We start from the raw sequence: 21,048 nt of genomic DNA, 5'->3' as shown, positions 1-21,048 counted from the left end.
GGCGTCGGGCCGGGGCTCAGTTAAGCTGCGGGAGCACCTCCGCGACCAGCCGCTCCATCTGCTCGTGCTCGTCGAACATCGGGTTGAGCAGGATCGTCTCCGCCCCCGCGTCGGCGACCTCGCGCAGCCCGCGCACGACGTCGTCGGGGGTGCCGTAGACCGCCACGGACGTCAGGTCGCCGAGCGGGAATCCCGCGTACAGTGCGCCGAGGGCCTCGCCGATACGGTCCCGAGCCCGCGCGGCGTCGTCGTCCACGGCCAGGTACACCCGCTTGGCGATCTTGAAGTCGGGACGGTCGAACTCGGCCATCGCCTCGCGGGCCACCTTCACCTGGTCCACGAACCGGGCGGTGGTCGAGGATCCGGCGCCGATGAAGCCATTGCCGAGCTTGACGGCGCGGCGCACCGCCTTGGGGTGATTGGCGCCGAACCAGATCGGCGGGTGCGGCGACTGCACCGGCTTCGGCTCCATGTGGGCGTCCTTGAGCTGCCAGAACTGCCCGTCGACGGTCACGGACTCCTCGGTCCACAGCCGCTTCATCAGGTCCAGGTGCTCGGTGAAGCGCGTGACCAGGTGTTCGGGGCCGGAGTCGAACGCCGCGAACGGCCGGAACTTGCCGCCGGTGCCCACGCCGACGTCGATCCGGCCGCCGCTGAGCTGATCGAGCGAGGTGATGGACTTGGCCAGGTGCACCGGGTTGCGCAGCGGCGTCACGAACACCGCGCAGCCCAGCCGGATCCGCTCGGTGCAGGCCGCGGCGTAGGCGAGCAGCTCCAGCGGGCTGATCACCGGTTTGCTGCCGATGATCTGCTCCTGCGTCCACGCGCCGTCGAAGCCGAGCTCCTCGGCGCGGGTCAGGAAGCGCCGCACCTCGCGCGGGTCGACGGCGAACTGCGGGATGGCGACGGCGAAGCGCATGGCCTACCTCTCGACGGGTCGTCCACCGAGCCGCACCGCCCGGCTGTCCCCAAGTTCTACCTCCTGGCGGCAGTGCGCGCAGACGACCTGGGGGCGCAGCTCGTGACCGCAGCTGTGTTCCCACACCGTGGGCGGCGGGCCGGCGGTCACGTGGTCGTTGCCCCACGCCATCAGCGTCAGCAGCACCGTGTGCAGGCTCTGGCCGACCTCGGTGGGGTGGTACTCGTAGCGCGGCGGGTGCATCTCGTACTGGCGGCGCTCCAACAGGCCGACCTCCACCAGCTTGCGCAGCCGGGTCGCGAGGATGTCCCGGCTGGCGCCGGTCTGCTGCACGATCTGGTCGAAGCGCCGGTTGCCCAGCAGCACCTCGCGCAGCGCCAGCAGCGTCCAGCGCTCGCCGATCACCTCGAGGGCGTTGGCGATCGAACACTCACGGGCCATGGTCCGAGCCTACCTTGTGGGTCTGGTTTTCCAACCTGCGCGAACTGGCCGCGTTGCGGGCACGGAGGGTCACGTCTTCCAAGATCTGGTTCCGCGCCAGCCGGGCGCCGCTAGCGTCGGGGCCGCGGGCCGGACCACGACCGGGGGCGGTGTTGCGGGATGGACGACGGCGGCTGGTGGCGGGTTCCATCGTGGCCGCTGTGGCAGTTGCCGGCGCCGGCGGTGGCGTACGTCCTGACGGTGGAGACGGCGGCGATCGCCGCGGCGGCGGCCATCGCGACGGCCGCGCCGGTGCACTCCCAGGACCTGCTCACATTCGGTGTGCTGGCGGCGTGCTCGGTGGTGCACCTCCAGGCGTCGCGGCGGATCGAGCGCGTCCGCCGCGTGACGACCGGCGGCCCCCAGGTCGACCTGACGTCGATCTGGCTCGTGGCGGCAGTGTGTTGTCTGCCACCACTTCTGGTGCTGGGCATGGTCGTGTTGACGCGGGGTCAACGCTGGCTCGCCTTCGATCGCCCGCCGCACCGGAACTGGTTCTCGGCGGCGTCGATCACGTGTGCGGCGTGCGCGGCGAGCGGGGTGCTCGTGGCGGTCGGTCACCGGCCGCCGCCGATGACCGACGTGCCGGGTTCCCTCGCCGAGCTCGCCGTCCTGACGGCCGCGAGCGTCGTCTACTGGGTGGCGCAGCTGGTGCTGGTGGGCGGCGCGATCGGCCTGACCACGCCGCGGGCGCGGCTCGTGGACCTGGTGGGCGATCTGGAGTTGAACGCGATCGACGTGGCCACGGTGTGCCTGGGCGTGCTGGTGTCCATCGCGTTGACGCACGCGCCGCTGGTGATCCTGTTCGGCGTGCCGGTGGCGGTGGTGCTGCACCGCGCGATCCTGGTGCGGCAGTTCGAGAACGACGCCCGCTGCGACGCCAAGACCGGGCTGGCCAACACCGTGCACTGGCGGCAGATCGCGCGCAAGGAACTCGCCACCGCCGCCCGTCGCGACGACGGCGTCGGGCTGCTGATCATCGACTTGGACCACTTCAAGCACCTCAACGACCGCTACGGCCACCTCGCCGGCGACGACGTGCTGCGGGCGGTGGCGGACGCGCTGCGCGCGGAGGTGCCGGACTTCGACTTCGTGGCCCGCTTCGGCGGCGAGGAGTTCAGCATCCTGGTGCCGGGCGTGCACAGCCAGACCTCGTTGCTGCACACGGGCGAACGGATCCGGCGAACGCTGGAGCGGCTGACCGTCGCGGTCACGGGTGACCGAGGTGATCCGGCCGTGGTGGGCGTGACCGCGTCGGTCGGCGCGGCGATGTTCCCGGACCACGCGCTGAACCTGGACGATCTGCTGCGCACCGCCGACACCGCGCTGTACGCGGCCAAGCGCGGCGGCCGCAACCGGACGTGCCTGGCCGCGGATCCGTTGCGGCGACCGGCGTGACGCAGACAGGGCGAGACCCCCGTCCCAGAGGGGGGAGGTGGACGGGGGTCTCGCTAAACCCGCTACCGGGGGGAGGAGTAGCGGGGGGCTCTTCGGGTTGTCCTGCGGTGCAAGATCGTTGTTACTAGAACCGCACCGTTTACGGACTCTACGTTACTTCGACGCCGGCTGAAAGGCCAACCGCCGAAAGTGTTGCGGGTTGTCCGTCACGCGCACGTTCTGACCAGGCGATTCCGCCCCGGTATGAGTCACGTTTCGCTCGGATGGCTGTTGAATGTGAACGTCCGTCGCGGGCCTCACACCGGCACCGCGCTGCCCGCGTTGTCACGCTGTCGGGGGAGTGCCCGTTCCTGCTCGGCATTGACGACCCCGTTCCACGCCAGCATCGCCCGCGCGGCCAGCCGTCCCGGCGTGGCGTCCACCGGCAGCCGCGCCAGCAGCTGCCCGGCCACCGGCTCGCCGTCGGCGTCGCGCAGCGGCAGATGATGGGGATCCGGCAGCATCTCCTCGAACACCAGGCCGGATTCCGGGTCGTCGGCGAGGAGTTTGTCCAATGCCCGCACCGCGGACAGGCAGTCCAGGTCCACCGGCCGCGGCTGGTGGCCGCCCTGTGAGCGGGCGAACACCCAGCGGGGGATGCCGGTGCCGATGCGCAGCGCGGCGATCGCTCGGATCCGTTCGTCCGATGGCAAGTCCGCCGCCGGCAGCTGCTCGCGGGGGATCCGCCACTGCGCCCCGGACAGCACCAGCCCGCCGGCGAGAACGAGGCGTGGCAATCGATTGCGGTCGGGCAGCGCCGCCAACGGGTTGCCCAGCACCAGGGGGCCGGCCAGCCGCCGCACCGGCGAAGCGGCCGTCAGCAGCGTCACGAGTAAGCCCCACGGCGCCAGCGGGGCCCGCGCCGAGTGGTACATCGGCCACAGGGCAAGGCCATCGGGCGCGTCGGTGTCCTCGGCCACGATCCGGTCGCCCACCCGCCGCACGGTGATCCGGTCCAGCGGCAGGTGCCGCCCGCCGGCCGGCTGGTAGGCGGACGAATCGGCCTCACCCGTCCACATCGGACACAGGCGGGGCCGGCGGACCGCGCCGACGGCCTGCGGGTCCTGTGGTGGCACCAGGATCTCCACGGTCTCGGCACCGCAGCGCCGGCCGAGCTCGTCCAGAAACGTCCGGTACGCGGTCACGTGCGGCAGTTCGCCGTGCAGGTGGCGAAGCGCTTCGACGAACCGGGCGTCCACCACGCCAGCCGGCGCCGCGCCTTCCAGCACTGCTCCGTGACCGCCACCGACGCCGATCGGCCGCACCAGGCAGTCCACCGGCCAGGCGGGGGTTGCCACCGGTGGCGCGCCGATCTCGTCCAACAGTTGCGGCGTCAACGTGACCTGGTCGGCGTCGGTGTCCAGCAGCGCCAGCAGCCGGCCGTACGGTGTGTCCACATCGGACGGTGGGGCCGGCCAGCCGGGCCGCTGCCGCGGCACGCCGCCGTCCCACTCGTGCAGCGCCGGCTCGCGGGAGTCCTCGTGGGCGCCGAGGAACTCGGCCAGCACCTCGGTCACCGGCCGTGGCTGCGGGCCGACCAGCGCCAGGATCGGGTGCTCGGGGGCGGGCGCGGCGGCGGCCGCCAGCACCGCGCCGACTCGGCCGGCCTGCGCCAGCAGGTTCTGAAGCCGTGAGGCGGCCTCGGTCGGCATGGTGCCGCCCGCCCGGCGGTACACGTCGACGAGGCCCGGCTTGGGCGGCGCGGCGGCGGTCGGACCCCAGCCGGTGAGCTCGCTGCTCGGCGGCGCGGACACCGTCAGCACGCCGAGCCCGGCCAGGTGCCGCAGGTAGCCGCGCAATACGTCCGGGGCGTCGGACGACAGCCGCATCACCAACTCGTCCGCCTCGCAGGCGCCGGTCGAGAGGGCCCGTCGGATCGCGTCCAACGCCGGCGTGCGGCGGATCTTCAGCCGCCGCATGGTGCCGCCGTCGACGGCGTCGACCACCCAGCAGCACAGGTGGTCGCGGTCGATCCAGTTGAGTCCGGTCATCGCCACGGTGGCGCCGACGAGGTCCGGCAGCGCGCGGTCGCCCCGCGTCGCCGCGACCCGGTTGGCCGCCGACTCGCCGACCGACGTCCACGCGCCGGACCGCTCGCCGACGGCCAGCAGCGCCACGTGACCGAGCCAGTCCCGGGGCGCCGGCTTCGCAGCGCCGCGGGCGAGCACCCGCAGCAGGTAGTCGGACCGGTGCCGCAACCGTTTGCTGTCCCAGGTTTCGCCGAACGACAGCCGGCGCCTGATGTCGTCCACCATGCCCGGGGCGGCCTCGGTGACCGCACGCATCGCGAACTCCGACGAGTTCACCAGCCGCCAGGGAAGATCGGAGAGGCGCTCACGTTCTGCGTGGAGGGCGCTTTCCGCCTGCGCCAGGCGGGCGACCATCGCGGTCGACCAGTCGCCGGCATGCGTGAGGTCGTCGGCCAGCTCGGCGTTCAGGCCGGAGACCGCGCCGGCCACGCGGTAGCAGTCCTCCTCCGGAACCGGTTCCCCGCGGTGCAGCAGACGGCGCAGCGCCAGCAGTTCCGCGCGCTCCTCCGGTTCGAGGTACGGGTGCGGCACCAGCTCGGCGCCCAGCCGCTCGGCCAGAGTTTCCGCGAAGCGTGCGTACGAGGACCGCTCGCAAGTGCGTTCCCGGAGCAGGGTGAACAGCTCGGGGTTGCCGACGGCGGTCCACAGCCGGGCCGGCAGGCCGGCGACGCGCAGCAGGCCGCCGGCGCCGATGGTGAGGGCGTCGTCAGGCACGGCGACCGACCAGTGCGTCCAGGATCCGCGCCTGCCGCGCGGGTCCGAGCTTCGCTCGGTTCCAGTGCTGCACGACGTGGTACGCGGCGGCCTCGCGCGGCCCGACCCGGGCCAGATCCGTCGCGAAGTACTCGGTCCGCCACCGTGTCAGCACCGGCGCGACCCGCCGCTCGTGGTCCGCCAGCAGCTCGCGGGTGGGCTCCGGCAACCGGGCCAGGAGCTCCTCGTCGCCGTCCCACCAGCCCGCCAGCTCCGCCGAAACCGGTCCCGGCTCGCCGCCGACGATGTCGCGCACCCGCGCCCACACGTCGCGGTCCTCCCAGCCGGCGACCTGAAGTCCCTCGAACACGGCGCGCAGCATCCGCAGCGACACCACCCAGGCCGGTGTGCTGTCGCCGAGGGACCCACAGGAATTGGCACTGTGATGGCGCAGCCACGTCACCGAGTCGACGGTGAACAGCTGATAGGCGTGGCGCATGGATTCCGGGCCGCCGAACAGGTGCGCCTCCGGCTCGTACACGCCGGGCACCGCCTCGGTCACCAGCCCGCGCCGCCGCCAGCGCGCGGCCAGCCGGCGCACCTCGGCCCGCACCTGCGTCGCCCGGCCCGGCGCGGCGGCGAACCGCACCCGCATGCCCGGCGACCCGTGCGTGAACAGGAAGTCGGTGATCTCGCCGTCGGCGAGCAGCTGCTCCACCGCGTCGAGGAGCGCCGGGTACAGCCGCGGCGCGAGGCCGGCCAGGCCGACCTGCGTCCAGCGCGGCGCGCCCGCCGTGCGCAGCGCGTCAAGCCCGCCGGCCAGGAAGGTCAGCCGGGCCGCGACCAGCTCCTCGTCCCCGGCGGGATCGAGGCAGTCGGCGACGAACTCGGCCAGCGGCACGCGCCGGCCGGCCACCGATACCATGGGTTCGATCGACCCCACCCGCACATCACCTTTCTCGTCACCCCGTGATGACGGTAAGTGATGTCCGCTGGATGGGGTCGTTCCGTCAGTCGAAAGAGTTGCCGGGCGCCCACTGGAGAGGGTGACCCGTGGTCCGTCACGTCTCCGGTTCGCGGCGGCGCCGGCGCTGGTCCCGCAGCCGCGCCGCCTGCTCCACGGTCACGCCGTTGGCCCGGTGGCCGGCCGCCTCGTCCGGCCCCAGCCCCGCGCCCAGCCAGTCGGCGACCTCCTCGAACGGGATGCCGACCCGCCACCACTCGCGCAGCTCCGCCACCGGCCGCCGGCCGGCCCGGGCCAGCTCGCCGCCCTCGGCCGCGGTCAGGCCCAGCTCCCGCCAGCCCATCGCGTCCGCCGCGTCCACGCCCTGCCGGGCCCACTCCAGCGCCTGCTCGTCCAGCCACTGCCGCAGCAGGTACGAGCTGAGCACCGGCCCCGCCACCCCGGCCTCCCGGAACCGCCGCACCACCTCGAGGTCGGCCGGGCTGTCGGTGCCGTGCGTGCGCTGTGACCACGCCTGCTCCGGCGTGACGCCCCGCGCGCGGAACTCGGCCGCCGCCCGCAGACCCACGCCGAACTCGTGCCAGCGCACCGCGTCCGCCGGGCTGATGCCGGCGTCCCGCCAGCCGGCCACCGTGCTCGGCGTGACGCCGGCGATCGCCCACTGCGCGGCGGTCAGACCGGTCGTGACGCCGGCCGAGATCCAGGCCCGCGCGGTGGTGACCGTGAACCCCCAGCGGCGCCAGACGGCGGCCTCCCCCCGGGCGAACCCCGCGTTCACCCAGGTGTTGAGGTCTTCCGGTCGAGGCTCCACAGCGGTCCCATCATCCCCCAGACGCGGTCACGGATTGTTCCGTTTGATCGTCCCGATGGCCGAAGTCGCAACGTTCTCCGCCAAATGGCAGCTGTTCGTGTTCGGCCCGGCCGCGACCACGCCGATCTGCTGCGTGCCCGCCACCTGCACTCCGACGGCGCAGCCGATGTCGCTGGTGGTCTCCTCAGCCGGATAGCCAGCGATCTTGATCGGTGTGCTCGGGTATTTCGGCCGCTTGACCGCCACGGTGAGCCGGACCGTGCCGGTCGGCGTCGGCAGGGCGCAGGTCCCGAAGTCGCCGCTCTGCTCGGCGACGCCCGGCCCGGTGATGCCGAGGTTCGATCGCTGGTCGGCGTCGAGCAGGGTGCAGGGCTTGTCCATGTAGGGCTGCACGTTCAGATCGTCGAGCTTGACCGGTGGTGGCGCGGCCGACGTCGAAGAGCAGCCGGCCAGCGCAAGGGCGGTTAGCCCGAACAGCAGGAGGCCCTTCACACGCGCCACGAGGCTGCCTTCTTGCCGCCCATCAGCTGCTCGCCCGTCAGCACCCGCACCCGCCACGGATCCAGGCGTAGCACGGAGAACGCCGGCGAAGAAGGCCCGTCCCAGCCCGGGACGCCGATGCCTCCGGGGTCGTAGCCGAGCGGTTCGGCGGCGTCGGCGAACAGGTGCCAGACGCGTTCCTTGGTCGCCGGGTCCTGTTCCCATTCGGCCCGACATTCAGCCAGACAGGTGTCATGGTTCGGCGCCCAGTAATTGCACGCGGTGAATGCGCTGTGCGTCAGGTGAGCCTTCTTCGGGCCCGTCTGCATGGTGGCGATCCAGCCGGTCAGCCGGTTCCCGTCCCATTCCCAGTACGGGTGCAGCACCCGGGAGCGGGGCCGGTTGGAGCCGTCCACGGTCGACACCGTGCACCACACGATCCGGTGAGCCATCTCCACGAATGCCGGTGCGATCTCACTGAGCGCAAGCATGCCGACGAGTATCGCAGCTGGCGCAGCCGCCGTGGGCCGTCCGGACGGGCAGCGTGTGTCGAGGATCCCAAATGATCGGTTGGTTACGACGTGACGCCGGGCACTCCGGCCAATAGAGTCGGTTGCCGTGGGCAACCAAGCAGGTGGGACGGCGGTTTCCGACGAGCACGAGGCCGAGGTGGCGGCGCTGCGGGCGCAGTACGCCGCGTTGCCGCCGGGCACCCCGGTGCGGCTGGCCAAGCCGACCTCCAACCTGTTCCGCTTCCGCGACGCGAACGCCCATCCCGGCCTGGACGTGAGCCGGTTCAACCGGGTGCTGCGGGTGGACCCGGCCACGCGGACCGCGCAGGTCGGCGGCATGACCACGTACGAGGACCTGGCCGACGCGACGCTCCGTCACGGACTGATGCCGCACGTGGTGCCGCAACTGAAGACCATCACGCTCGGTGGCGCGGTGTCCGGGCTGGGGATCGAGTCCTCCTCGTTCCGCAACGGGCTGCCGCACGAGTCCGTGCGCGAGATGGAGATCCTCACCGGCGACGGCCGCGTGGTCGTCGCCCGCGCCGACAACGAGCACGCCGAACTGTTCTCCGGCTTCCCCAACTCCTACGGCACGCTCGGCTACTCGCTGCGGCTGGAGATCGACCTGGAGCCGGTCAAGCCGTACGTGCGGCTGCGGCACATCCGCTTCGGCAACGCCCACGACTGCGCCGCCGCGATCGCCGAGATCTGCGCCGACCGCTCCTACGGCGGCGAGCCCGTCGACTTCATCGACGGCACCGTGTTCAGCCGCGGCGCGATGTTCCTGACCCTGGGCGACTTCGTCGACACCGCGCCGCACACCAGCGACTACACCGGCCAGCAGATCTACTACAAGTCGATCCCGTTCAAGAAGGTCGACTACCTCACCGTGCGGGACTACCTGTGGCGGTGGGACACCGACTGGTTCTGGTGCTCCAAGGCGCTGGGCGTGCAGGACCCGTGGGTGCGGCGGCTGGTGCCGCGCAAGTACCTGCGCTCCGACGTGTACCGCCGGATCGTGGCCATGGACCGCCGCTACGGCCTGAGCCGGCGGGTTGAGACCCTGCTGACCGGGTATCCCAGCGAGCCGGTGATCCAGGACATCGAGGTGCCGGTGGACCGGCTGCCGGAGTTCCTCGACTTCTTCGCCAAGGAGATCGGCATCAGCCCGGTGTGGCTGTGCCCGCTCCAGGTGACCGACGACCGGCCGTGGCCTCTGTACCCGCTGGACCCGAAGACCCTGTACGTGAACGTGGGCTTCTGGTCGGGTGTCCGGCTGGGGTTCGGCGAGGAGGAGGGCGTCTACAACCGGCGCATCGAGCGGGTGGTCGCCGAGCTCGGCGGGCACAAGTCCCTGTACTCCGACTCGTACTACCCGCCGGAGGAGTTCTGGCGGTTCTACAACGGGGACGCGTACCGGCGGCTCAAGCGGGACTACGACCCCGCGAGCCGCCTGCCCGATCTGTACGACAAGTGTGTCCGAGGGCGCTAGCACCCGGGGGCGTGGAAGAGAGGGGTCGCGCATGCGGCTAGCGGAGCTGTTCAGCCGGACGCTGAAGGCGGACGAACGGATCCAGTTCGTCGGCTACGACGGCAGCCGGAGCGGCCCGGCCGACGCCGAGGTCCGCATCGAGATCAGGTCCCCGTTCGCGCTGTCCTACCTGGCGTCGGCGCCCGGCGAGCTGGGGCTGGCGCGGGCGTACGTGACCGGGCACCTGGAGGTGGTCGGCGACCTGCACCGGACGTTCCACCTGCTCGGCGACATCGAGCTCGGCAGCCTGGACAACAAGACCAAGCTGGAGCTGGCCGGGCTGCTGGCCAAGCACCGGTTCTGGTGGCCGGTCAGCCCGCCGCCGCAGGAGGCGCGGCCCAAGGGCTGGCGGCACTCCAAGAGCCGGGACGCGCAGGCCATCTCGCACCACTACGACGTGTCCAACCGGTTCTACGAGTGGGTGCTCGGGCCGTCCATGGCCTACACCTGCGCCGTCTACCCGACCGACGACGCCTCGCTGGAGACCGCCCAGTTCACCAAGCACGACCTGGTCGCGCGCAAGCTCGGGTTGACCGAGGGCATGCGCCTGCTCGACGTCGGCTGCGGCTGGGGCGGCATGGTCATGCACGCCGCCGAGCACTACGGCGTCAAGGCGCTGGGCGTGACGCTGTCGCGGTCGCAGGCCGAGTGGGCGCAGAAGGCCATCGTCGAGCGCGGGTTGCAGGACCTGGCCGAGGTCCGGTTCATGGACTACCGCGACGTGCCCGAGACCGGGTTCGACGCGGTCAGCTCCATCGGCCTCACCGAGCACATCGGCGGCGCCAACCTGCCGGCGTACTTCTCGGCGCTGTACTCGAAGCTGCGCGACGGCGGCCGGCTGCTCAACCACTGCATCACCCGGCCCAGCGACGACTTCCCGTTCAAGGCGGGCGGCTTCATCACCCGCTACATCTTCCCGGACGGGGAACTGGAGGGGCCCGGGTACCTGATGTCCCGGATGAACGATGCCGGCTTCGAGATCCGGCACTCGGAGAACATCCGCGAGCACTACGCCAAGACCCTCGACGGCTGGTGCGCGAACCTCGACGAGCACTGGGACGAGGCCGTCGAGGAGGTCGGGCTGCCCAAGGCCCGCATCTGGCGGCTCTACCTGGCCGCCAGCCAGTGGGGTTTCGACGTCAACAACATCCAGCTGCACCAGATCCTCGGTGTGAAACTGGACGGCGTCACCTCGCACATGCCGCTGCGCCCCAACTGGGAGCCGCCGCAGGCCTGACCTTCATGCAGGGAAGGACGCCTTACCCTCGTTCAACGCGGGTAAGGCGTCCTTCCCCGCATCGGGTCAGAAGCGGACCGCGGCGCGGGGCGACTCGTCGACGCTCAGCGAGAAGACGTCCGCGCGGGCGTAGTGCCCGACGGCGTCGAAGTCGAAGCGGGCGCGGGCGATGTCGTCCAGGTCGAGATCGGCGGCGAGAATGCCCTCGCACTCCCGCAGCGGGCCGGCGAGGACGTGGCCGAGCGGTGAGACGATCATCGAGCCGCCGCCGATCAGCACGTGGTCCATGTCGTCGGTCCGAAGGTCCGCGGGCAGGCCGTCGCGGCGCAGGAACTGGTTGGCGCTCAACACGAAACAGCGGCCCTCCAGCGCGATGTGCCGCATGCTGGCCTGCCACTGGTCGCGATCGTCCACGGTCGGCGCGCACCACACCTCGACGCCCTTGGCGTACATGGTGGTGCGGAACAGCGGCATGTAGTTCTCCCAGCAGATCGCCGCGCCGAGGCGGACCGCGCCGGTGTCGATCACCGGGAGCGTGGAGCCGTCGCCCTGGCCCCACAGGTAGCGTTCCGCGGCCGTCGGCATCAGCTTGCGGTGCAGGCCGAGGTAGCCGGTCGGGCCGAAGAACAGGGCCACGCAGTACAGCGTGCCGCCCTGGCGCTCGACCGCGCCGACCACCGCGTGCACGCCCAGTTCCCTGGTCACCGCCGCCAGGGCCTGCACCTCCGGCCCCGGCACCTCGATCGCCGCCGCGTGGTACCGCCGGAACAGTTCGCGGCCCGCGTCGGTCCGCCGGCCCACGGTGATGTCGAAGTCCAGGCCCTTGGGGTAGCCGCCGAGGAACGCCTCCGGCAGCACGATGACCTGGGCCCCGTTGGTCCTGGCCGCCTCGCGGATCAGCCCCTCGGCCCGGGATAACGCCGCGGGCGTGTCGAACAGGGGCGCGGACGCCTGCACGACGGCGGCGGTCAGGATAGCCATGCCCGCGACGGTATGAGCCGCCCGCCGGCTTGGCAATGTCCGGACGGGACATGATCGGCCGTTCGGTGGACCGGGCCCTCCCGAAAATCACCGCCCGGCCGTCGGTGCGGCGGCCCTCCACAATGACCGCCCGCGCTCGCCCCTACGCAATCACCAGCCTGCGCCCGGCTTTCGCATCACGTGTCTGCGCTTGCCCGCGCGTGGACCACCTGACCGCTCCCGCTTCACCGTCCGCGTTTGCTCAGCGCTGACCGCTCGGCTCTCGTACCACCTGCCTGCGGTCGCCTCTCCTGTCGCCCCCGCGCGCAATGTACTCCCTCCCCGCAGTTTCCGCGCGACTTGCACGAAGCCCCTGAGAAACCCTTGCCTCGATGGTCTAGACCTCGGATACTCCCTGGTACCGCCGCCACGCCGATCATGAGGGAGCATCGGAAACAAGAACTGAGAGGTGATCATGACTGTGACGCCTTCCCTGCGGCGCACACGTCGAATCCGCATCCGAGTCCGCCTCGCCGCCCTGGTCGCGGCCGCGCTGGCCGTGACGATCCTGCCCGTCACCGCCGCGTCGGCCAGCCCGGCCGGCGCCTCGTTCACCGACGACTTCGACGGTCCGGCCGGCGCGGGTGTCGACACGTCCAAGTGGCACTTCGAGACCGGCGACAACGTCAACAACCACGAGCGTGAGTGGTACACGTCCGGCACGGACAACGCCGCGCTCGACGGCCAGGGCAATCTGGTCATCACCGCCAAGAAGGAGAATCCCGGCAACTACCAGTGCTGGTACGGGCCGTGTGAGTACACCTCGGCCCGGCTGTCCACGGCGGGCCAGTTCACCCAGGCGTACGGGCACTTCGAGGCCCGCATGAAGATCCCGCGCGGACGTGGCATGTGGCCGGCGTTCTGGCTGCTCGGCGACAACATCGGCTCGGCCGGCTGGCCGCAGTGCGGCGAGATCGACATCATGGAGAACGTCGGCAACGAGCCGAACACCGTGCACGGCACCATCCACGGCCCCGGCTACTCCGGTTCGAACGGGGTCGGCGCGGCGGACAACGGGCCGGTCTTCGCCGACGACTTCCACACCTACGCGGTGGACTGGTCGCCGAACCAGATCAGCTGGTCGGTCGACGGCGCCGTGTACGAAACCCGCACGCCGGCGGACGTCAACGGCAACCAGTGGGTGTTCGACCACCCCTTCTACATCATCCTCAACCTCGCGGTCGGCGGCGACTGGCCCGGCGACCCGGACGGCAGCACGCAGTTCCCGCAGCAGCTCGTCGTGGACTACGTGCACGTGACGACCGGCTGAGAAATCCCCCTGCACCAACGCTTATCGGAGAGCACATTGCCCTGCACCCGGAAGACCTCCCTGCTGACCGGCGCGCTCGCCATCGCGCTCACCGGTCTCGCGGCGCCCCCGGCCCACGCGGCGTCCGCCGCGCTGCCGGCCCACTTCGCCGCTCCGTACCTCGAACTCAGCGATTCCAGCGCCGGCCTGATGGCCGACGACATGCAGGCCAGCGGCACCAGTCACTACACGCTTGCGTTTCTCATACCGGACAACGGATGCACCGCGAAGTGGGAGTCCGGCGGCACGCCGGTCGGCTCCTACTCGTCACAGATCAAGGATCTCCAGGCCAAGGGCGGTGACGTGATCATCTCCTTCGGCGGGGCCGAGGGCGGTGAGCTGGCCCAGACCTGCACGTCGGTGTCGGACCTGACCGCCGCCTACGCGAACATCGTCACGACGTACGGCATCACCCGGCTGGACTTCGACATCGAGGGCGGCACGCTCGGCGACTCCGCCGCCAACGAGCGTCGCAACCAGGCGCTGGCCGCGTTGCAGCAGCAGAATCCCGCGGTGCAGGTGGACTACACGCTGGCCGTCGCCCCGGATGGCCTGCCCGGACAGGAGATGGGCGTGCTCCAGGACGCCAAGTCCAAGGGCGTCAACGTGAGCGCCGTGGACATCATGGCCATGGACTTCGGCGACGGCGAGAACGCGTTGAACGACGCGCTTTCGGCGGCGAAGGCGACCAGCGGCCAGCTCGCCGGGCTGTACGGCATTTCCGGTTCCGAGGCGTACGGCAGGCTCGGTATCACGCCGATCGCCGGCAAGAACGACGACAACGAGACCTTCAGCCAGGACGACGCGTCCCAGTTGGAGGACTTCGCCGCCTCGAACGGCGTGCAGCTGCTGGCCTTCTGGGAGGTCGCCAGCTACGACAAGGCCACCGGATACGCGTATTCGACGATTTTCAACAAGATCTCCGGGGGTGCCGCGTGAAGCGACTGCTGCCCGCCGTCACCGCGGTTGCGCTCATCGGCTTGGCCGCGCCCGCCCATGCCGTTTCCGGCGACGGTTTCGCCCCGTACACCGACATGTCGAACTCGACGGAGTCGTTGCTGGACACCGCGATCGGCCAGCACGGCGTCAAGGCGTTCACCGCCGCGTTCGTCATCGGCCAGGGCTGCGACGAGATCTGGGGCGACACGTTGCCCGTGGGCAACGACCCGAACACCGATGCCGCCATAAGCAAGGCGAAGTCCGAGGGCGCCTCCGTGATCATCTCTTCCGGCGGCGCGGCGGGCGAGCCGCTGGCCTGGACATGCACCGACCAAGGAGCGATCGAGAATGGCTACCAGAAGATCATCGATTCCTACGGCGTGACCTCGCTGGACTTCGACGTCGAGGGCGCCGCCGTCGCCGACACCGCCGCGGCCGCGCGGCAGATGGCCGCGATGAAGGACCTCAAGGCCAAGAACCCTGGGCTCACCTTCTCGGTCACGCTGGCCGTGCTGCCGAGCGGGCTCACCCAGGATGGCGTCAACGTGGTCAAGGCCGCCCACGACGCCGGCGTCAAGATCGACAACGTCAACATCATGGCCATGGACTACTACGACGGCACCCAGGACATGGGCCAGGCCGCGATCCAGGCCGCGCAGCACACCCTGTCCCAGATGCAGGGCGTGGACGGCAGCTACGGCTACGGCAACGTCGGCATCACCCCGATGATCGGCACCAACGACGACAACTCCACGTTCACCTTGGACGACGCCAAGACCGTCAAGAGCTGGGCCGACTCCAACGGCATCGGCCGGCTGGCCTTCTGGTCCATCAACCGGGACCAGTCGTGCTCGGCCTTCGCGCCGCAGGCGTCGCCCACGTGCAGCGGCGTGAACCAGAGCCCTCTGGCCTTCGCCGACGAGTTCAAGTGACGGCCGTTCGAAGCAGCCTCCCCCTCGAGAATTCAACGCAGTAATCCAACCACAGGGGGCTGACAATTCGGGGTGGCCGCCGGTCCTGCACCGGCCGGCCACCCCGAATTGTCAGCCCTCCCCACTAGGATTGATTCGGGGGCTGCTCATTTCGATCATCAACGACCGATTTCGGGGCGGCGGCGGGCCGGGCGTCCGGGCGTCCGGGCGTTCCTCCCCTCGGATGCGATCGGCGACAACGTATCGCCGATCGCATCCTGTACACGGCCGTGTGTCACACGCTGCTCATCCTGATCATGTTCCACGACAGCGCCGGCAGCTCGGCCGTCAACTCGCCGTCTTCAATGGACGAGCCGCTGACCTGGCGCGGCCGGACCCGATCGGGCTCCGCCACCGTGTTGGTCAGCGACCGGTCGTCCTCGGCCAGCACGACGTGCTCGACCACCCGCAACCCCGGCAGGGCGCGGAGATTCGCGGTCAACCCCAGCGATTCCTCCACCGACCGGTTCACGGCGAACAGCACCACCTCGTCGCCGTCCTGGGTCGCCACGGCCTCCAGCAGCGGCACATCGCCGAACCGCGCCGTCTCGTAGCGCGGCGAGTCCGGCTCCACCCGCAGCACCCGCCCCCGGGCGTACCGCGCGGCGTCGGCGAACGGGAAGAAGATCGTCTGACGGCAGGAGCCGCCGCCCGGCTCGGTCAGGATCGGCGCGATCACGTTGGCCAGCTGTGCCTGGCACGCAACGGAAACGCGATCGGCGTGCCGCAGCAGAGTGATCAGCAGCGAGCCGACTACCACGGCGTCGGCGACGTGGTAGTTGTCCTCGATCAGGCGCGGCACCCGCTCGGCCGCCAGGTTCCGCTCGCCGACGAACCGGCTCATGTACCAGACGTTCCACTCGTCGAACGACAGCCGGATCCGCTTGCGGTTGCGCAGCTTCGCGCCGACGTGATCACACGTCGCCACCACGGCGCTGATGAACTGGTCCATGTCCACCGAGCTGGCCAGGAAGCTGCCGAGATCGCCGTCCCGCTCCTCGTAGTAGGCGTGCAGCGACACGTAGTCCACGTTCTCGTAAGTGTGCTCGAGGACGGTTGCCTCCCACGCCCCGAACGTGGACATGCCGCTGTTCGAACTCCCGCACGCCACCAGCTCGATGCCGGGATCGACAATGCGCATGGCCTTGGCCGTCTCGTTGGCCAGCCGACCGTACTCGTCCGCCGTCTTGTGCCCCATCTGCCACGGGCCGTCCATCTCGTTCCCCAGGCACCACAACGAAATCCCGTGCGGCTCGGGGTGACCGTGCTTGGCCCGCAGGTCGGAAAGCGCCGTGCCGCCGGGAAAGTTGCAGTACTCCACCAGATCCGCGGCCTCCCGCACGCCGCGCGTCCCCAGGTTGACGGCCATCATCGGCGTCACGCCGGCCTTGCGCGACCACCGCATGAACTCGTTGAGCCCGAACTCGTTCGACTCGATCTGCCGCCACGCCAGGTCGAACCGGCTCGGCCGCTCGCCCCGCGGCCCGACGCCGTCCTCCCAGCGGTAGCCCGAGACGAAGTTGCCGCCGGGATACCGGACCGTCGTCACGCCCAGTTCCCGCACCAGATCCAGCACGTCGCCGCGGAAGCCGTCCTCGTCGGCGGTCGGGTGCCCCGGCTCGAAGACGCCGGTGTACACGCAGCGCCCCATGTGCTCCACGAACGAGCCGAACAGCCGGGGGTCCACGTCGCCGACGGCGAAGCCGGGGTCGAGCGTCAGTCGTGCCTGTCGCACCGTGTTCTCATCCTTTGATCGCGGTCACCAGCTGCCGCTGGAACGCCAGGAACAGGGCCACCAGCGGCAGCCCGCCCAGCAGTGCGGCGGCCAGAACCTGGGCGTACCGGACTCCGTAGGAACTCTGCACGGTCGCCAGCCCCACCGGGAACGTCATCAGGTGCGGGTCGCTGACGGCCACGAACGGCCACAGGAAGTTGTTCCACGTGGTGACAAACGTGAAGATGGCGACGGCGGCCAGCGCGGGGCGGGCCAGCGGCAGCATCAGGCTCCAGTACACCCGCAGCCGCCCGGCCCCGTCGACCACCGCCGCCTCCTCCAGTTCCCTGGGCACGCCGTCGAAGAACTTCTTCAACACGTACACCATCGCGGGCAGGACCACCTGCGGGAGGATCAGCGCCCAGTACGTGTCGGCGAGGCCCAGCCCGACCATCTCGGCGAACAGCGGCACGATCAGCACCTGCGGCGGCACCAGGATGCCGGCGATCAGCAGCGCCAGCACGACCGACCGGCCGCGGAACCAGGTCCGGGACAGGCCGTAGGCGGCCAGGCTGGTCACGGCGACCGTCAGCGCCGTGACGGCGATGCCGACCAGCAGGCTGTTTCCCAGCCAGGCCAGGACGTCTCCGTCGGCGAAGACCCGACCGAACGCGTCCAGGCTCATGCCGTCGGCAAACCAGCTCACCGGGATCCGGGTTGTCTCCGACTCCGGTTTCAGCGCCGTGTCCAGCGCCCAGGCCAGCGGGATCAGCCAGATCGCCGCCAGCACGACGGCCAGCGCCCTCATCGTTTCACCAGCCGGAAGTGCACCAGGGCGACCACGGCGATCAGTGCGAAGAACACGTAGGAGATCGCCGAGGCGTAGCCGATACGGAACCGGGTGAAGCCGCTTTCGTAGATGTACTGGACGATGCTGCGCACGCCCGGGATGCCGCCCTGGCCGCTCAGCAGGTAGATCTGGTCGAACACCTTGAGCGAGGCGAGGACCTGCAACACGATCACCAGTTGGTGCGTGCGGGACAGCAGCGGCAGCGTGATCCGGCGCAACTGCTGGAACGGTGTCGCCCCGTCGAGGGCTGAGGCCTCATAGAGCTGGCGGGGGATCTCCTGCAATGCCGCCAGATAGAGCAGGAAGCCGAAACCGGCGGTCCACCACACGGTGGTGATCACGATCGACGTCATCGCCATGCCGTCGGTGGACAGCCAGCCGACCTCGTGCAGCCCCAGCCGGGTGAGGGCATCGTTGATCAGGCCGAATCCCGGCTGGTAGAGCCAGTTCCAGATCAGCACCACCACGGAAACCGGCAGCAGGTACGGCGCGAAGAACGCCAGCCGGTACAGCCACCGCTCCGGCGCCATGCGGTTGGCCAGCAGCGCCATGCCCAGGCCGACCAGCACGATCACCGGCGTGCTGGTCACCGTGAAGATCAGCGTGTGCCACAGCGAGCTCCAGACGGCGGGATCGCCGAACAGTTCGACGTAGTTGGCCGCGCCGACGAACCTCGCGTGGCCGGTGATGCCATCGTCGGTGACGCTCGCGCCCAGGCCGATGACCATCGGCACGATCAGGAACGCCACGTAGAGCACCAGGAACGGCGCGACGAACCAGAACCCCGACCGTTTCATGACGGCCTCGGTGTGTTCTGGAGGCGTACCAATGTCGCTTTCAGTGCGTCCAGCGCACCTTCTGGCGACATGGTGCCGCCCAGCACGGACCCGATCGTGGCACCCGCCGCGCTCTGGAGATCGGACGCCGCCCCCGCGAACCACACCGCCGGATCCAGCTCCACCTCCGCCGCCTCGGACCGGTAGTTCGCCTGCGGCAACAGCTTCAGGTACGCCGGCGAGGTCGCCACGGGTTGGTAGGCCGGGATGTGCCCGCCGCGGGCCCAGGTGAGGCTGTTCTCGATGAGTTCGGCGATGGCTGCCACGGTCCGCTCGGTCCGTTGGGGGTCGCGATTTCGCTGGTGCGGCAGGACAAACGCGTGCGAGTCGGCGTGCACCGCCGGCCGTTCGTAGACCTGAGGGAACGGGGCCACGTCGAACGGCATGTGCTGCTCCTGGAACGTCGGCAGCTCCCATTCGCCATTCCAGAAGAAGCCGGCCTGACCGCTGCCGAACAGCGCCACCGCCGCGTTGTTGTCGGTGAATCTGGTTGTGGCGCCGACTTTCGCGAGCAACCGCAGGGCGGTCAGTGCCTTGGCGTCGTCGAGCGGGCCTTCGCCGTTCTGTTGGCGGTAGAGCGTCCAGAACAGCCGCCACGGATTGACGTCCCGCGCCGCTGCGAGCGCGAGTCCCGCCTTACCGAACGCGTCGAGCAGTTGTTCGGGGCCGCGGATCGGTTTCAACCGGCCGTTCTCGAGAAGGCCGGCCTTGCCGCACAGTTCCGTGTTGTAGAAGAGGACCAGCGGATGCGTGTCCAGCGGCACCGCGTAGGTGCGGCCGTTGTGGCGCGCCCGGCTCCAGACCGCCTCCGGGAATCGGTCCGAGGTCAGGCCGTGCGCGGCGAGCAGGTCGCCGTCGAACGGGTCGAGCAGGCCCAGCGGCGCGAAGCCCGGCATCCGCGACAGGTGCAAGATCGCCAGGTCGGGCGCGCGGCCGCCGGCCGCCGCCATCGCCAGCTTGGTGTAGTACGGCGTGCCCCAGGCCAGCGTCACCGCGTCCAAGCGGGTGCCGATCGCGCCGACCATCTCCGTCATCCGGCTGCCGTCGCCGCCGCCGAACAGGTTCCAGTACTCCAGGCCCGCCGATCCCGAGCAGGCCGAGCCGGTCGTCGCGGCCAAGGCCGCCCCGGCCAGCAGGAACGTGCGACGGTTCACCGGCGGCCTCCTCTTTTGCAACGTTGTAAACCGACTCGTGGCGAGAGTAGCCGTACTGTCGGGTACCGGGGAAGATGGCGGCGGCAGGAGGAGGAGCGGGGTGGGCGCCAGCCTGAAGGACGTGGCCAGACTGGCTGGGGTCTCGGTCAAGACCGTGTCGAACGTGGTCAACGAGTACCAGCACGTCAGCGAGGCGACCCGCAGCCGCGTCCAGGAGGCCATCGACCAGCTCGGCTACCGGCCCAACCTGACCGCCCGGCACCTGCGCTACGGCCGGTCCGGCATCATCGGGCTGGCCCTGCCCGAGCTGGGCATCCCGTACTTCGCCGAGCTGGCCGAGGAGATCATCGGGGCCGCCGAGCGGGAGTCCTGGTCCGTGCTGATCGACCAGACCGACGGCCGGGGCGACCGCGAGCGGCTCACCTCGTCCGGCGCCCGGTCCCGCACCATCGACGGCCTGATCATCAGCCCGCTCACGCTGGACGCCGAGTACCTCGCCGGGCTGCGCGCCGACCTGCCGCTCGTGCTGCTGGGCGAGCAGGTGGGCCCCGGCACCGCCGACCTGGTCGCCATCGACAACGTCACCGCCGCCCGGGAGGCCACCGAGCACCTGCTGGGCCTGGGCCGGCGGCGGGTCGCGGCCATTGGCGACCAGCGGGTGTCACCCGGCGGCACTGCCACTCTGCGCCTCCAGGGCTACCGAGAGGCGCTCGCCGCCGCCGGCGTCGAGTACGACCCCGAACTGGTGGTGCCCGCCGAGTCCTACCACCGCCCCGATGGCGCGGCAGCCATGCGACTGCTGCTGTCCCTGGCCGACCCGCCGGATGCCGTGCTCTGTTTCAACGACCTGCTCGCATTGGGCGCTCTGCGCACCCTGCTCGCCGCCGGACTGCGGGTGCCGGCGGACGTCGCCATCGTCGGCGTCGACGACATCGAGGACGGCCGGTTCAGCACCCCCACCCTCACCACCATCGCCCCCGACAAGACCCAGATCGCCGAAGCGGCCGTGACCATGCTGCTGGAACGCGTCAACGGCCTGGCCACCCCACCCCGATCGGTCACCGCCCGCCACACCCTCCTCGTCCGCGAAAGCACCCACCTCCGCGGGCTCGCCCAGGAATGAAACACGGCCAGGCACATCGAACGTAGGTCTCGGGCGCC

General features: G+C 70.5%; 19 protein-coding genes. 7 read left to right on the top strand and 12 right to left on the bottom strand.

Annotation, left to right across the window (positions count from 1 at the left end; genetic code table 11):
• Positions 1–16: 16 nt before the first annotated feature.
• Both BCF44_RS10450 and BCF44_RS10445 read right to left on the bottom strand, forming a co-directional pair.
• Complete coding sequence (locus BCF44_RS10450) at positions 17–919, bottom strand: LLM class flavin-dependent oxidoreductase (protein ID WP_116173975.1); 903 nt, start codon at positions 917–919, stop codon at positions 17–19.
• Between the two features lie 3 nt (positions 920–922).
• Entirely contained in the window at positions 923–1,360 is a 438-nt protein-coding gene (locus tag BCF44_RS10445; protein WP_116173974.1) for a winged helix-turn-helix transcriptional regulator, read from the bottom strand.
• Positions 1,361–1,519: 159 nt separating this feature from the next.
• Between BCF44_RS10445 and BCF44_RS10440 the strand changes: the two genes are divergently transcribed.
• Complete coding sequence (locus tag BCF44_RS10440) at positions 1,520–2,797, top strand: GGDEF domain-containing protein (protein WP_116173973.1); 1,278 nt, start codon at positions 1,520–1,522, stop codon at positions 2,795–2,797.
• A 296-nt stretch (positions 2,798–3,093) separates the two neighbouring features.
• Here the strand turns inward: BCF44_RS10440 and BCF44_RS10435 are convergent, their stop codons facing one another.
• The 5 genes from BCF44_RS10435 to BCF44_RS10415 form a co-directional block, all read right to left on the bottom strand.
• Complete coding sequence (locus BCF44_RS10435; protein WP_116173972.1) at positions 3,094–5,580, bottom strand: lantibiotic dehydratase; 2,487 nt, start codon at positions 5,578–5,580, stop codon at positions 3,094–3,096.
• Positions 5,573–6,502, bottom strand: a complete 930-nt coding sequence (locus BCF44_RS10430) for a thiopeptide-type bacteriocin biosynthesis protein (protein ID WP_147328454.1) — start codon at positions 6,500–6,502, stop codon at positions 5,573–5,575. The genes BCF44_RS10435 and BCF44_RS10430 overlap by 8 nt, the downstream gene beginning before the upstream one ends.
• A gap of 118 nt (positions 6,503–6,620) precedes the next feature.
• Positions 6,621–7,334 carry a hypothetical protein gene (locus tag BCF44_RS10425; RefSeq protein WP_116173970.1) on the bottom strand — a complete coding sequence of 238 codons (714 nt, stop codon included), beginning with the start codon at positions 7,332–7,334 and terminating at the stop codon, positions 6,621–6,623.
• 27 nt (positions 7,335–7,361) lie between these two features.
• Entirely contained in the window at positions 7,362–7,892 is a 531-nt protein-coding gene (locus BCF44_RS10420) for a DUF3558 family protein (RefSeq protein ID WP_170217456.1), read from the bottom strand.
• On the bottom strand, positions 7,823–8,305 hold the full coding sequence (locus BCF44_RS10415) for a pyridoxamine 5'-phosphate oxidase family protein (RefSeq protein ID WP_116173969.1): 483 nt from the start codon (positions 8,303–8,305) through the stop codon (positions 7,823–7,825). The genes BCF44_RS10420 and BCF44_RS10415 overlap by 70 nt, the downstream gene beginning before the upstream one ends.
• Before the next feature lie 127 nt (positions 8,306–8,432).
• Between BCF44_RS10415 and BCF44_RS10410 the strand changes: the two genes are divergently transcribed.
• Positions 8,433–9,818, top strand: coding sequence for an FAD-binding oxidoreductase (locus BCF44_RS10410; protein ID WP_246014930.1), 1,386 nt, complete (start codon positions 8,433–8,435; stop codon positions 9,816–9,818).
• Positions 9,819–9,849: 31 nt separating this feature from the next.
• Complete coding sequence (locus BCF44_RS10405) at positions 9,850–11,094, top strand: SAM-dependent methyltransferase (protein ID WP_116173968.1); 1,245 nt, start codon at positions 9,850–9,852, stop codon at positions 11,092–11,094.
• Positions 11,095–11,160: 66 nt separating this feature from the next.
• Here BCF44_RS10405 and BCF44_RS10400 read toward each other — a convergent pair whose 3' ends face one another.
• A complete protein-coding gene (locus BCF44_RS10400) occupies positions 11,161–12,075 on the bottom strand; it encodes a nitrilase-related carbon-nitrogen hydrolase (protein WP_116173967.1) in 915 nt (304 codons plus the stop codon).
• A gap of 454 nt (positions 12,076–12,529) precedes the next feature.
• Here BCF44_RS10400 and BCF44_RS10395 point away from each other — a divergent pair, with 454 nt between their 5' ends.
• Genes BCF44_RS10395 through BCF44_RS10385 form a run of 3 tightly spaced genes read left to right on the top strand, consistent with a single transcriptional unit; the run spans position 12,530 to position 15,294 of the window.
• A complete protein-coding gene (locus tag BCF44_RS10395) occupies positions 12,530–13,384 on the top strand; it encodes a glycoside hydrolase family 16 protein (RefSeq protein ID WP_116174288.1) in 855 nt (284 codons plus the stop codon).
• A 36-nt stretch (positions 13,385–13,420) separates the two neighbouring features.
• A complete protein-coding gene (locus BCF44_RS10390; RefSeq protein ID WP_246014929.1) occupies positions 13,421–14,362 on the top strand; it encodes a glycosyl hydrolase family 18 protein in 942 nt (313 codons plus the stop codon).
• Positions 14,359–15,294, top strand: a complete 936-nt coding sequence (locus BCF44_RS10385) for a chitinase (RefSeq protein ID WP_246014928.1) — start codon at positions 14,359–14,361, stop codon at positions 15,292–15,294. The genes BCF44_RS10390 and BCF44_RS10385 overlap by 4 nt, the downstream gene beginning before the upstream one ends.
• Before the next feature lie 274 nt (positions 15,295–15,568).
• Here BCF44_RS10385 and arfA read toward each other — a convergent pair whose 3' ends face one another.
• From arfA to BCF44_RS10365, 4 genes are read right to left on the bottom strand one after another with little or no spacing between them, the layout of a single operon-like run.
• Positions 15,569–17,068 (bottom strand): arabinosylfuranosidase ArfA, encoded by a 1,500-nt coding sequence (arfA, locus tag BCF44_RS10380; RefSeq protein WP_116173966.1) that lies wholly within the window; start codon positions 17,066–17,068, stop codon positions 15,569–15,571.
• A 7-nt stretch (positions 17,069–17,075) separates the two neighbouring features.
• Complete coding sequence (locus BCF44_RS10375) at positions 17,076–17,855, bottom strand: carbohydrate ABC transporter permease (RefSeq protein ID WP_116173965.1); 780 nt, start codon at positions 17,853–17,855, stop codon at positions 17,076–17,078.
• Positions 17,852–18,694 carry a carbohydrate ABC transporter permease gene (locus BCF44_RS10370; protein ID WP_116173964.1) on the bottom strand — a complete coding sequence of 281 codons (843 nt, stop codon included), beginning with the start codon at positions 18,692–18,694 and terminating at the stop codon, positions 17,852–17,854. Before BCF44_RS10370 ends, BCF44_RS10375 begins: the two co-directional genes overlap by 4 nt.
• Positions 18,691–19,887 (bottom strand): extracellular solute-binding protein, encoded by a 1,197-nt coding sequence (locus tag BCF44_RS10365; protein ID WP_211352970.1) that lies wholly within the window; start codon positions 19,885–19,887, stop codon positions 18,691–18,693. The genes BCF44_RS10370 and BCF44_RS10365 overlap by 4 nt, the downstream gene beginning before the upstream one ends.
• Before the next feature lie 100 nt (positions 19,888–19,987).
• On the opposite strand from BCF44_RS10365, the gene BCF44_RS10360 reads away from it, so the two are divergent.
• The gene (locus BCF44_RS10360; protein ID WP_116173963.1) at positions 19,988–21,010 is read left to right on the top strand and encodes a LacI family DNA-binding transcriptional regulator; all 1,023 of its coding nucleotides are present in this window, start codon (positions 19,988–19,990) and stop codon (positions 21,008–21,010) included.
• Positions 21,011–21,048: the final 38 nt, after the last annotated feature.

It is taken from the genome of Kutzneria buriramensis (assembly GCF_003387475.1).
Classification (GTDB): Bacteria; Actinomycetota; Actinomycetes; order Mycobacteriales; family Pseudonocardiaceae; genus Kutzneria; species Kutzneria buriramensis.
This window is presented reverse-complemented; position numbering and strand designations above follow the sequence as displayed.

Excerpts from the sequence above, each read along its gene's own strand:
- BCF44_RS10450 (WP_116173975.1), bottom strand. The coding sequence starts at position 919 with ATGCGCTTCGCCGTCGCCATCCCGCAGTTCGCCGTCGACCCGCGCGAG.
- BCF44_RS10445 (WP_116173974.1), bottom strand. The coding sequence starts at position 1,360 with ATGGCCCGTGAGTGTTCGATCGCCAACGCCCTCGAGGTGATCGGCGAG.
- BCF44_RS10440 (WP_116173973.1), top strand. The coding sequence starts at position 1,520 with ATGGACGACGGCGGCTGGTGGCGGGTTCCATCGTGGCCGCTGTGGCAG.
- BCF44_RS10415 (WP_116173969.1), bottom strand. The coding sequence starts at position 8,305 with ATGCTTGCGCTCAGTGAGATCGCACCGGCATTCGTGGAGATGGCTCAC.
- BCF44_RS10405 (WP_116173968.1), top strand. The coding sequence starts at position 9,850 with ATGCGGCTAGCGGAGCTGTTCAGCCGGACGCTGAAGGCGGACGAACGG.
- BCF44_RS10400 (WP_116173967.1), bottom strand. The coding sequence starts at position 12,075 with ATGGCTATCCTGACCGCCGCCGTCGTGCAGGCGTCCGCGCCCCTGTTC.
- BCF44_RS10395 (WP_116174288.1), top strand. The coding sequence starts at position 12,530 with ATGACTGTGACGCCTTCCCTGCGGCGCACACGTCGAATCCGCATCCGA.
- BCF44_RS10375 (WP_116173965.1), bottom strand. The coding sequence starts at position 17,855 with ATGAGGGCGCTGGCCGTCGTGCTGGCGGCGATCTGGCTGATCCCGCTG.
- BCF44_RS10370 (WP_116173964.1), bottom strand. The coding sequence starts at position 18,694 with ATGAAACGGTCGGGGTTCTGGTTCGTCGCGCCGTTCCTGGTGCTCTAC.